Origin of the sequence: Pseudomonas sp. LB-090624 (assembly GCF_003205205.1) — a bacterium.
In the GTDB taxonomy this organism is placed as follows: Bacteria; Pseudomonadota; Gammaproteobacteria; order Pseudomonadales; family Pseudomonadaceae; genus Aquipseudomonas.
On the sequence record NZ_QJRL01000004.1, the window covers coordinates 22,589 to 34,994 of the forward strand.

Here is a 12,406-nt window from a genome sequence, read left to right on the forward strand (position 1 = left end):
GCATCTCCCCACGCCAATGTTCAGTCTGCCAACCAGGCGTTGGCCCAATGCTGCAAATGGTGCGGCATCAGCATGTAGTCACGCAGCACTTCCGCACGCAGGGCATCGCCCTGGCGGTAGCTGGCCTGCGGGTCAGCCAGGTGCATGCGAATCGCATCCAGCCATTGCTCGGCAGTGTTGTCCTTGACCCGGGTACATGGCAGGTAGCCGGCGTAGGCCTTGGTGTCGCTGCAGATCACCGGGAAACCGCACGCACCGTACTCCAGCAAGCGCAGGTTGCTCTTGCAGTCGTTGAACAGGTTCTGCTCCAACGGTGCCAGCGCCAAGTCGAGGTTGAGGCTGGCGAGCTTGCGCGGGTAGTCAGCCAATTGAACCGCCTTGTGAAACTCTTTCACATAGGGGCGCAAGGGGTCCGGGCACATACCGAAGAAGACCCAGTCAACCTCGTTGGCAAGGGTTTTCACCACCTCTTGCAACAGCTCCAGATCACCACGATGGCTGGTGCCACCCGCCCACCCGACGCGCGGCCGGATACTGGTCTGACGCTGACTGGAAAGGCCAGCCCAGAGCGCGGCGGACAACATGTTGGGCACTACGCGAATATCCTGGTGCATGCTGGATAACGCATCAGCCAGCGGTTCCGTCGAACACACCAGCCGATCACACTGCCCGATGCCTTGGGCCACCAACTCGGCAAGATTGCTGGGCAGGTTGCGGGCATGGTCGTTCTTTTTTGGCGGATCGATAATGTAGTCGTCCAGCTCGTAGATCATCCGCGCCTGCGAAAAGCGCTTGAACTGCGCCATTTCCCTGATGTTGCCCGGCATGTAACGACACTGCAGGATCATCACATCGGGCTTTTCGCGCTCGAGCTCGATAATGCCTGGGGAGACGTGGTTGACCCGCCCCTGGATCCAGCCCGCCCGTTCAAGTTCGGTGAACGGCTGGATTACCCGGTAATGCCCCACTGCCGTGGTATTGATCGGCAACGCCAACACTGACGGCATGGCACGGGCAATGAAAGGGTCCCAACCACTGCGCAGGCCTGGCTCCAGGTTGAAATTGGCGAACTTGAGGCTCAGGTTGTCGTTGTAGGCCGGGTCCCGGGCGATGCGGCTGAGCCAACGGTCGTAAGCAACGTCCCGGTCGGCCCTGGCAAGCTCATCAGCCAGCTCCACAGCCTCACCACCCGCTAGCCTCATGACACGCGCGAAAGGTGTCCCGACCGACAGGAAGCCTTTTTCGCGCGCACGCAGGCAGAGGTCAACGTCAAACAACGCGACCTTGAAGGCAGACGTATCCAGCCCCTCGAGCTCCTCGAACAACGCCCGACGAATGAGCAGGCAGTCCAGGCTCAGTGCGCTCCAGTTCTGTACCAGTTGCTGGCGCCCCATGTAACCCTCGGCAGTCATGAAGCTGCCCGGGAACGGACAACCTGCGGTCCCGCCGCCAAGGCCGAGCACCAGGCCGGACGACACCAGTTCGCCGTTGCTGCCGCATAACGTCGGCCCCACCAGGCCGACCTCGGGGCGCTGCGCCTGGCTCATCAACGTACTCAGCCAACGCGGTTCGAACAGCGCACATTCCGGTGCGAGCAACAGCAGATAGTCTCCCTGCGTATGGCGACTGGCCTGGTTGAGTATCGCTGCCCTACCCTGCGCCTGAACATCGACGACGCGCAACTGGTCACTGCCCAGTCCCCGCATCGCCACCAACCACTCGGCGACAGCCTGCGGCTCGTCGCCATTGGCGATGACCAGCACTTCGAACTGGCTGTATTCGGTGTACTGGAACAGTGACTCGACGCAACGCCTGAGCGCATTCAGGTTGGCCCCGGCGGGGATCAGGATCGATACACTTGCCTGCTGCTCATGCCGATAGGTCACACGTGTGATCAAGCTGCCGGCAGCGCCCTCCACCAACGCGTCGACACCTATACGACGCAAGTGTGCCTCGACCACGCGCGCAGCCTCCGCCTGCCCTGCCGGCTCGGTCATCCAGTCTGCGTACCCCGACTGGCAGTGCACCAGCATCTGCGCAACGTGCTCGACCACATGCAAGCCATGCGCCTCGACCATTCGCCATAGCAGATCCTGAGGGGCCAGGCTCTGGAACTGGGTATCGAAGCCTTCCAGTGCCAGCAGCGCCGCACGCTTGAATGCCAGGGTACGCCCCACGTAGGGCGCACTGCGCATCAGATCGAGGTTGAAGTCCGGCTTGAAAATAGGGTTGCCGGGCGCCAGGGCTCCAAAGGTGTCTTCATCGGTGTACAGGCACGTGCTCTCGGCGCGCAGCGCCATGCGCTCGGCCATGACGACCAGTGCATGCGGCCGCAGGCGATCACCGGCACGCAACAGCAGCACCCAGTCGGCAACGCGCGCGCCTGCCAGCCACTGGTTGAGTTGAGCGTACCCACTGCCGTCCAAGGCCAGGTAGTGCACGCCTGCCGCGTCAACCCTGTCGAAGCGATCAGGCACCAGCACTAACACCTCGCTGGCGGCATAGGACTGTGCAGCCAGGCTGTCCAGAGTGGCGCGCAGTGCGCCTTCATCGCCCTCGCGACAGGTTATGATCGGGACGATGCCGGGCTGTACTGGCCATTGCTCGATTCGCTTCGGCAGCAACCGCAACTGCCCGTCTGACAGGTTGCGGCAGGCCAGCCATTCGGCATAGAGCTCGGTAAAGCTGAGGGCGTGACTGCCTACCTGCTGCGAAAAATTGGCGACCTGGCCGGCATGGAAGCGGCGGATGTCCAACTCCTCCCAAGCCTGGTCGGCCTCAGGGTCGTAGGCCTCCAGCGGCAGGTAACGGACCCAGCCATTGGCCGGCGCCGACTCGCCAGTGCGCGCCGCCAGCATCTGCTGCAGCCATTCGGTTTCATGCTTGTAGGCTTCGGTCATGCTGGAGTGATGACTGAGCCGGCCTGGGTGGATGCGCTCCACACTCAGTATGCGCTCCAGGCTCGCCAGGTGCCCACGGCGCAGCAGACATGCATACAAGGCGAGGTCCAGTCGTGCGGCGAACCCTTGGCCGCCCTGGACCAGTTGCGGCAGGTATTCCAGCACCTGGGCTCGACGGAACAGCACATGGCTGATCCCGCCGAACAGATTCGGGACATTTTCGGCGATGCTGGCCAGCAGGTCCGTACCCACAAGCACGGCGCTTTGCGGCGCAATCACGCTGTTGAGCGCGCGGGAAGGCAGGAGGATGTCATCAGCAGACCAGAGCAGACGCTGCCCGATCACCATACTGAGCTGAGGCCACTGCGTCAGCACGTGTGCTTGCCGGCTGATGCAACTGTCGAGCAACAGGTCGTCATCACACAGAAACTTCACCAACACCCCGTTGGCCTGCTCCAGGCATGCTTGCAGGTTACGTGCAAAACCCAATCGAACAGGGTTGCGGGTATAACGCACGGGCACCGCCGTACCCTTGCCGAGCGCCTGGCAGATTGCCTCGATTTCCACACCAGCACTGTCATCGCAAATGACGATTTCCAGGTTGGGGTAGTCTTGACCAAGCGCACTGACCAAGGTCGCTTGAAAGAAATCGGCATTGAAGGCAGGAATGGCGATACTGACGAGTGGCTGCTCTGACACGATGACGACCTTGATGGAGGGGCGGTGCGCTTGGCAACAAGCAGGCATTCAGAAGGGCGAACCGGCCGGTCGTTATCAGCCCTGACCGGCCTGCCCTTGCGTCATGACGGGCAAATGCCCGCCAACATCAGATGTAATTGACCAGCGAGAGACCGGCAATCTTGGCGTACGCCTGCAACGAGGCCTGCAACATGTTGGATTGCATCTGAAGACGAATCATCACCTCGGCCGGATCGCTCTCACGAATCGAGCTCTGGGTCTTGGCGTTTTCGCCACTCAGTGCCTCATTGGTTTCCACCTGTACATCGATCGCCTGGCCACGGCCGCCAATCGACGATATCGAGGAACTGACCTGGTTGGTGGCGCTGGCGATGTTGCCAATCGCCGAGTCCAGCGATGCCAGGAAATTCTGCCTGGCCGCAGGGTCGTTATCGACCGGGGTGGCCAGGGCCGCACGCAACTGGCTGATGGTATCGAGGACGTTCTGAGTTTGATGCGTGTCGACCTTGATGCCAAAGCTGTCGCCTGCGCTCGGCGTGTCCGAAAGCGTGAACTCGACCCCCATGGCGGTCGCCGTGTTGCCACTGAGCGTGCCTGTGGAAATCGGTTTGCTGTCGGCGCTCACGGGGGAGGCATACAGTTCGAACTCGGTAGCGCTGGTGAACTTCAGTACAGCCCCCTCAGGGAATGCCGACTTGTACTTTTCCGCATCGGTGATGGTCGCGCCCGTCACCTGGGCCGACGAGCTGTTGCCTGCACTGCGGGTGCCGCTGATTTCATCTGCCTTCGAGCTCAGGCTGAAGACATGGCCGGCAATGGCCGCGTCAGGGTCGGCTGCATCGCCTTCCTCGAGGGTGATGTCCAGGCGCAGGTCAACACCACGGAAATTGATCGTGGTGTTCTTGCCATTGGGATCGAAGGTGCCCCCCTGGCTCGCTTCCAGCGTCACGTCCTTGCCTTCGGCATCGGTGATCTTGAACTGGGTGCTGCTGGTGAACTCGATGGTGTAGGGCTCGCCGCTGCGGAAGCGGTCGTTATACGTCGCGCTACCGCTCACCTGGCCATTGGACAAATTGACCCGGCCATCGTCGGTGGCCGGCGACACCAGGCTGGTTTCGCTGCGGCTGGTATTGAGCGCTTGCTCGAAGGCATCGTAGCCCGTCTCGTTAGCTGCCAGGGTGAGCATGTCACCGACTTGCAGGTTCAGTTTGCCCTGGTCACCCTGATAGGTATAAGTACCATCAGCGTTTCGCACATAAGGCGGTGTATCACCTTTGGACCCCGAGAACAGGTACGCACCGCTCTCATCCTTGCTGTTCATCAACGAGAACAGCTGATCCTCCAGCGACGCCAGCTCGGTAGCATTGGCCTTGCGGTCTGCATCGGTGAAACCGGCGTTGCCGGCACTGATGGCCAGCTCATTGACGCGCTGCAGGATGGTGCCAATCGCATTCAGCGTGCTTTCTGCGGTGCCCAGGGCGTTGCGCACATTGGTAACGTTGCGGGTGTACTGGTCGAGCATGTTCTGTTGCTGCTGCAGTTGCAGCAGACGTGCCGCACCTACCGGGTCGTCAGCCCCCCGACGCACCCGAATGCCGTCAGAAGCCTCTTGCCGAGTCTTGTCGAGGTTGGAGAAGCTGCGCTGGTAGTTGGCGCTGTTGCTGCTGTAGAACTGCGAAGTGGAAATGCGCATGGTCTACGCCTCCTTAAAGAGCATTGATCAAGGTGGTGAAGGTTTCTTGTGCCGCCTTGATAATCTGGGACGACGCGGTGTAGTACTGCTGGAACTTGACCAGGTTGCCGACCTCTTCATCGACCGACACGCCGGAAAGGCTGTTGCGGCTGTCCAGCGCAGAACTGTGCAGCGCATTGGTGGCATCACTGTCCATTTCCGCCTGGCCAGCCTTGCCGCCAACGTTTGAAACCAGCTTGGCATAGGCATCGGTAAAGCTGATGCCCTTGCCGTTGGCCCCAACTTCAACGGTGGATTTGGTCTGAAGGTCGATCACCGACTGGGCATTGCGGTTATCGGCAGAGCCTGCCCCGGTCAGCGCTACGGTGTAGCTGTCGCCGTTCTGCGGCGCGCCGGAAACGCTCATTTCGAAGGTAAAGCTGCTACCGGTCGCGTTGCCGCTGCCATCGACCATCGGCACCGACAGCTGCAGCTTGTTCGCCTGGCCCGGCACGATGGTGCCGCTGCCGATTTCCGTACCCTTGGCGTCGTACAGTTTGTAAGCCTGGGGCGAAGTGGTGTCGTCACCGAACACCAGCTTGACCGGGGTAGAGTTTTTCAGGCCTGCCTGCAGCTGCGAACGCTGCGCGGCGTCGTAGATGTCCAGCTGCGAGGTCAAGGTCGGCTGGGTGATCACCCCGGTGCCCTTGTTGCCGGCACCATTGGTGGCCGTCAGTGGTGCCGCCAGCGCCAGGCGCTTGGGGTCGGTGAGGACCGTCTCGATATTGGCGGCTGCGTTGCGAGTGGGGGTGATCTTGAAGCTGTCGCCAGCACTCAAACCGCCGCCATTGAGCGACAGAGTAAAGCCATCGATGACCGGCGGTGGTGTGTCATTGAGGTCATAACTGCCCATTTCGGTGCCTTCGGGCAACTTGCGCACGCTGTAGCCGGTCGCGCTGGTGAACGTCACCTGGTAGTCGCTGGTGGTCAGTTTGCCGGTGTCCTTGATGCTGACATCCAGGTTACCGGAGCCGATGCTGTTGCCCAGTTTGGCGACGCTACGCTCACTCATGGCCTTGGCGCTGTTGATGTCACCGAACAGGGTGGCGCCAAAATTGCCATCCTTGTCGATACCCTGGGCCAACTGGCTGTTGATCTGGTCTGCCACCACCAGGGCCACGCGCCCAAGCTCGTTAAGCGCAGGGTCGAGGGTTTCGCTGCGGTAACGGATCAACCCACCCAGCTCGCCTCCGGTAGCGCTGCTGGTGATATCCATCTTCGTCGAACCACGATTGAGCACCAGGCTCAAACGGCCTGGGTCGCTCGCCGTCGGCTCCACGCCGACCGTCTGGGTGGTATTACCCAGCACCAGCGCCTGACCGTTCTTGAGGTAGACATCGTAGGTGCCGTCACGCTCGACCACGTCCGTGCCGATCAGCTTGTTCAGTTCACGCACTGCGCCGTCACGCTGGTCCAGCAAGTCGTTGGGCTGGCCCGAAACAGCACCCACGCGGGCGATTTGCTCGTTCAACCCGGCGATGGTCTTGGTGAGGTTGTTGACCTGGTCGGTAATCGCCGTCATGTTGCTGTTGATATTGCTCAGTTGCTGATTCAACTGCGACGACAGGGTATTGAAACGCTTGGCCAGCGATTGCGAACTGGTCAACAACAGCTGACGCGAAGCGTCTTCGGTTGGCTTGGACGCCGCATCCTGCATGGAGGTGAAAAAGCTTTGCAGCGCAGCCGTGATGCCGGTATCACTGCTGGACAGCGAGGTATCCAGCGGTGTGATCTGGTCCAGGTACGAGGATGCCTCGCTGCTCAGCGAGGTGGTCGTGCGCAGCTGGTTCTCGATGAACGCATTGTACACCCGGCGCACATCTGCCAACGTGGTTCCGGTGCCAATGAACACCTGGCCAACTTGTTGCCCGCCCTTGGTCTTCTGCACGTTCTGCTGGCGCGAGTAGCTTTCGACATCGGCGTTGGCGATGTTGTTACCGAGGGTGTACATCCCCGATTGCGCGGCACCCAGCCCCGACATACCAATGTTGATCAGACTCGCCATGGTTCCATACCCTTAAAGTTTTGTTGCGGTACCGAGCATTGCGTAGTGCTCGTACGACTTCATCTGTCTTGCGATCTGCGAGATCTTGCTGGCGTAATTCGGGTCGGTGGCATACCCGGCCTTCTGCAACTCTTGCACGAACTGTTCTGGGTTATCGGCGGCCTTCACTGCATCTTGATAGCGCGCATTGTTCTGCAACAAGCTGACGAGGTCGTGGAAGCTGTCCTGGTAGGAATCGTACGAACGGAACGCCGCCGTCTCCTTGACGAACTGGCCATCACGGTACTCGCTGGTTATCGCCCTCGCCTCACCGCCGTCCCAATTGCCGGTGGCTTTGATGCCGAACAGGTTGTGGCTGCTGCTGCCGTCGGTGTTGCGCATTACCGACTTGCCCCACCCGGTCTCCAGTGCGGCCTGGGCCACCAGGTAACGCGGATCGATACCAATGCGCTTGGCTGCCTGTTCGGCCATTGGCAGCATGGTGGCGACGAATTCATCGCTGTCGCCAAAGGCTTTGTTCGGTGCCAACGGCGGCTGCGCCACCGCGCGCCCGACAATGCGCAGGCCGTTGTCCGGCACGGCGAAAGCCTTGGCTACCTGTTGGCCGTCACGGGCTGGGACGGTGGCAGTATTGGCCGTGGCCGCCGATGGCACGATACCGGCCAACAAGCGGTCGGTGAGCTTGCTCGGCAGCGCCAGGCGACGTGAATTGAGCGCAGCGACGTCGTTGCGGGTGGCGGTCGACTGGGTGGCATGCACGGGCTCGGCGACCTTGTTGCCCCACAGCGCCGGGGCGTTGCCCTCGATCCGCGGAAACGGGCTGGTGCTGGCCGGGTTGGCCTTGTTCTTCGACAGCTGGCGCACCAGCACATCCTGCAGCCCGATACCGCCACCTTCGCGTGACATGCTTACAGCCAGTTGCTGGTCATACATGTCACGGTACTGCTTCACCGTTTCGGTGTTCATCGGGTTGTCGTCGGCTAGCACGTCGCTTGCCTTGCGTGAGGCCTTGAGCATTTCGCTGATGAACAGCGATTCGAACTCCTGGGCTACCTTGCGCACGTTGGCATCGCTGTCGCGGTCGCCATGCTTGAGCGAGCTCAGGCGATTGAGGTCGGTATAGGCACCGCTGTCGGCACTACCGGAAACCAGGCTTTTGCTGTTCATCCGCGCGGTCCTCAGATCACGATCAGGTCGGCCTGCAAGGCGCCGGCCTGCTTCAGGGCTTCGAGGATTGCCATCAGGTCGCCAGGCGCTGCGCCCACCTGGTTCACCGCGCGGACGATTTCATCCAGCGTGGTGCCCGGGCCGAACTTGAACATCGGCTTGGCTTCCTGCTCGGCATTGACCCGCGAGCGTGGCACCACGGCAGTCTGGCCATTGGAGAAGGCCCCCGGCTGACTGACGATCGGGTCTTCGGTGATGGTCACGGTCAGGCTGCCGTGGGTCACCGCCGCCGGCGAAACCTTGACGTTCTGGCCGATGACGATGGTGCCGGTTCGTGAGTTGATGATGACCTTGGCCACCGCCTGGCCCGGGTCGATTTCAAGGTTTTCAAGGATCGACAGATAATCCACGCGCTGGCTGGGGTCCATCGGCGCACTGACCCGCACCGAACCGCCATCCACGGCCTGGGCCACGCCAGGGCCGAGCAGGTCGTTGACCTTGTCGACGATACGCTTGGCGGTGGTGAAGTCGGGGCGGTTGAGATTCAGGGTCAGGGTATTACCCTGGTTGAACCCGCTCGGCACCGCACGCTCGACACTGGCACCACCCGGAATACGGCCAGCCGACGGAACGTTGACGGTGATCTTCGAACCGTCACGGCCTTCAGCATCAAAGCCGCCGACCACCAGGTTGCCTTGGGCGATAGCGTAGACGTTGCCGTCGATCCCCTTGAGCGGGGTCATCAGCAGGCTGCCGCCGCGCAGGCTCTTGGAGTTACCGATCGAGGAAACGGTAATGTCAACCACCTGGCCAGGTTTGGCGAACGGTGGCAGGTCAGCATGCACCGACACCGCTGCAACGTTTTTCAGCTGCACATTGCCGGAACCGGCCGGCACCTTGATGCCGAACTGCGACAGCATGTTGTTGAAGGTTTGCAGGGTGAACGGCGTCTGGGTGGTCTGGTCACCCGTGCCATTGAGGCCCACCACCAGGCCATAACCAATCAACTGGTTGGAACGTACACCAGAGATACTGGCAATGTCCTTCAGGCGCTCGGCCTGGGCAGCGAAAGCCCAGGACAAGAGCAGGGTTGCGGCAATCAGCTGCCTCACGTTCAACATGGTCATCCGTACTCAGAAAGGCCAAAGCGGGCTGATGAAGAAGCGGTCCAGCCACCCGGGCTGGCTGGCATCGGCGAACGAACCGGTACCGGAGTAGGTGATGCGCGCGTCGGCCACACGGGTGGACGGCACGGTGTTGTCGGTGGCGATATCGTCAGCGCGGATCATCCCGGCGATACGCACCAGCTCTTCGCCAGTGTTCAGGGTCAGCCACTTCTCGCCGCGCACGGCAATGATCCCGTTCGGCAGCACCTCGGCCACGGTGACGGTAATCGAACCGGTCAGCGTGTTGCCTTGAGTGGCCTTGCTGTCACCTTTGGTGGCTCGATCGCCGCTGTAACCGGCTTCCAGCGAAAGGTCGCCACCACCGAACGGATTATTGGTATTGGGCGTGGTACCGAACAACGAAGTCAGGCCTATATCCGTCTTGCTGGTCTTGGCAATCTGCGAGCCCGCGTTCTTGCTGGCGGACGTGCGCTCGTTGAGCGTGATGGTGATGATGTCACCCACCCGGAACGCCTTGCGGTCGCTGTACAGGTTCTGCTCGAAACCGGCCTGGTAGATCGAACCGTTGTTGGCCGCTGCCGGCAACGGGGTGCGCGGCAGGACCGGCGCATAGTACGGGTCGTTGGGCTTGGGCGTCGGGCCGACGCAACCTGCCAGCAACACCGCCCCCCCCAGGGCGAACACGGACAACAGACGATTCATGATGCATACCTCACGGGTGTAACAAAGCGACAGGGCTTAGAGCTGCTGAGTAACGAACGACAGCATCTGGTCGGCGGTGGAGATGACCTTGGAGTTCATCTCGTAGGCACGCTGGGTCGTGATCATGTTCACCAGCTCTTCCACCGTGCTGACGTTTGAGTTTTCCAGCGTCTGCTGCAGGGTAGTGCCGAAGCCGTTGAGCCCTGGAGTACCGACCTGCGGCGCGCCACTGGCGGCGGTTTCCAGGAACAGGTTGTTACCCATCGCCTGCAGGCCAGCCGGGTTGATGAAATCGGCGGTCTGAATGTTGCCGATAACCTGCGCAGCCGGGTTGCCGGCGGTGGTGATCGACACCGTGCCGTCCTGGCCGACAGTGAAGGTCTGGGCGTCGTTCGGGACCACAATGGCCGGCTCCAGTGCCAAGCCATCGGCGTTGACGATCTGGCCGTCGGAGTTCAGGTGGAACGTACCGTCGCGGGTGTAGGAGACGGTGCCGTCAGGTTGCAGGATCTGGAAGAAACCACGGCCATTGACGGCCATATCCAGCGGGTTTTCCGTGGTCTGCAAGCTGCCGGTCTGGAAGTTTTTCTGGGTGCCGACAATGCGCACACCGGTACCGACCTGCAGGCCCGACGGCAACTCGCTGTCCTGGGTAGACTGCGCACCTGGCTGACGCTTGATCTGGTACAGCAGGTCCTGGAATTCGGCACGATCCCGCTTGAAGCCGGTGGTCGAGACGTTGGCCAGGTTGTTGGAGATGACCGTCAGGTTGGTGTCCTGTGCGGACAGGCCGGTTTTAGCGACCCAGAGAGCCGGAAGCATTTAGTGTTCTCCTCGTGCGCCTGATTTACGGCACCCGTTCAAATGTGGTTAGCCGAGTTGCAAAACACGCGCCATGGCTTCATCGCCTTCCTTGGCCGCGTTCATCATCTTGACGTGCAGTTCGAACTGACGGGACAGCGCCAGTACAGAGGTCATTTCCTCGACGGCGTTGACATTGCTGCCCTGCAGAAAGCCTGATACCACCCGCACATTGATGTCGGCATCGGCGGGTTGACCGGACGTGGTGTGAATCAGCCCGTCCTCGCCTTTGGTCAGGCCTTTGGTGTCGGGGTTGACCAGCTTGATGCGGTCGACCTCTGCCATCACGCGAGGGTCTTCACCCATGGAGCGGATGCTGATGGTGCCGTCGGAGCCGACTTCGACCTTTTGTTCAGGCGGGATGGCAATAGGGCCGCCGTTACCGAGCACAGGCATGCCGTTGCCAGCACGCAACACCCCAAGTGCATCGATGTTCAGGCTACCGGTACGCACATACGCTTCGCTGCCATCTGGCGCTTGCACAGCGATAAAACCATTACCGCTTACGGTCACATCCAGGTCCCGGCCGGTTTCCACCATCGGGCCTTCACTGAAGTCGGTACCCGGGCGTTCGGTCATGGCAAAGGCACGCGCCGGAAAGCTGTCACCAAACACCGGCATCGAGCGCGCCTGTTCCAGATCACGCTGAAAACCATTGGTAGAAATGTTGGCCAGGTTGTTGGCATGAGCCTTCTGCGCCAGCGCGTTCTGGCTGGCCCCGGTCATGGCCACATAAAGCATCTTGTCCACAATCATCCTCCATTGCACTGGCGGCCGTTTGCCGTTCGCCGTTGCTTTGCAAGGGCTAAAGCAAGTTCCGAACCAACTTGTCAAAAACACGAAAAAGCCCATGAATACGGGCAATTGAGAAAGCCCGGGCAGCGACAGCCGCCGGTTATCCGGCGCCGCTTTGCCGTTGGCGGCAAAATGGTTTCTATCACAGGCAAACCTGTGCCTACGGCAGATCCCGGCAACGCGCATTGTTGTAGGGCCCGGCAAAGCGCCTCCAGCCTTCACCGGGTGACCACTGCGAACACACCAGACGCCCATCCACCAGGCTTTCCCATCGCCAGTAAAGCGCTGGCGCCGCCTGCACCTGAGCAAGGCAGCAAGCAAGCAGCATTCCGACCAATAGTCTTTTCATCCCCTCTCCTGCAAAAACAACAAACCCCTTCACGAGAAAGGGGTTTGTCCGCACGCACTCAAGCAATGA

At 61.1% G+C, this 12,406-nt stretch carries 9 protein-coding genes; all 9 read right to left on the minus strand.

Annotated elements, in window-relative coordinates; genetic code table 11:
- Positions 1–20 precede the first annotated feature (20 nt).
- Positions 21–3,599 (minus strand): glycosyltransferase, encoded by a 3,579-nt coding sequence (locus tag DMX11_RS05750; protein WP_110743624.1) that lies wholly within the window; start codon positions 3,597–3,599, stop codon positions 21–23.
- A gap of 127 nt (positions 3,600–3,726) precedes the next feature.
- Positions 3,727–5,292, minus strand: coding sequence for a flagellar hook-associated protein 3 (locus DMX11_RS05755; protein WP_110743625.1), 1,566 nt, complete (start codon positions 5,290–5,292; stop codon positions 3,727–3,729).
- A gap of 13 nt (positions 5,293–5,305) precedes the next feature.
- Complete coding sequence (flgK, locus tag DMX11_RS05760; RefSeq protein WP_110743626.1) at positions 5,306–7,336, minus strand: flagellar hook-associated protein FlgK; 2,031 nt, start codon at positions 7,334–7,336, stop codon at positions 5,306–5,308.
- Positions 7,337–7,348: 12 nt separating this feature from the next.
- Positions 7,349–8,503: a flagellar assembly peptidoglycan hydrolase FlgJ gene (flgJ, locus tag DMX11_RS05765; protein WP_110743627.1), complete on the minus strand. Its 1,155-nt coding sequence runs from the start codon at positions 8,501–8,503 to the stop codon at positions 7,349–7,351.
- Between the two features lie 11 nt (positions 8,504–8,514).
- The gene (locus DMX11_RS05770; protein ID WP_110743833.1) at positions 8,515–9,624 is read right to left on the minus strand and encodes a flagellar basal body P-ring protein FlgI; all 1,110 of its coding nucleotides are present in this window, start codon (positions 9,622–9,624) and stop codon (positions 8,515–8,517) included.
- A gap of 12 nt (positions 9,625–9,636) precedes the next feature.
- Positions 9,637–10,332, minus strand: a complete 696-nt coding sequence (flgH, locus tag DMX11_RS05775) for a flagellar basal body L-ring protein FlgH (protein WP_060500738.1) — start codon at positions 10,330–10,332, stop codon at positions 9,637–9,639.
- Positions 10,333–10,368: 36 nt separating this feature from the next.
- The gene (flgG, locus tag DMX11_RS05780) at positions 10,369–11,154 is read right to left on the minus strand and encodes a flagellar basal-body rod protein FlgG (protein WP_012051601.1); all 786 of its coding nucleotides are present in this window, start codon (positions 11,152–11,154) and stop codon (positions 10,369–10,371) included.
- A gap of 48 nt (positions 11,155–11,202) precedes the next feature.
- On the minus strand, positions 11,203–11,943 hold the full coding sequence (locus tag DMX11_RS05785) for a flagellar basal body rod protein FlgF (protein WP_110743834.1): 741 nt from the start codon (positions 11,941–11,943) through the stop codon (positions 11,203–11,205).
- 205 nt (positions 11,944–12,148) lie between these two features.
- Positions 12,149–12,337 carry a hypothetical protein gene (locus DMX11_RS26160; protein ID WP_110743628.1) on the minus strand — a complete coding sequence of 63 codons (189 nt, stop codon included), beginning with the start codon at positions 12,335–12,337 and terminating at the stop codon, positions 12,149–12,151.
- Positions 12,338–12,406: the final 69 nt, after the last annotated feature.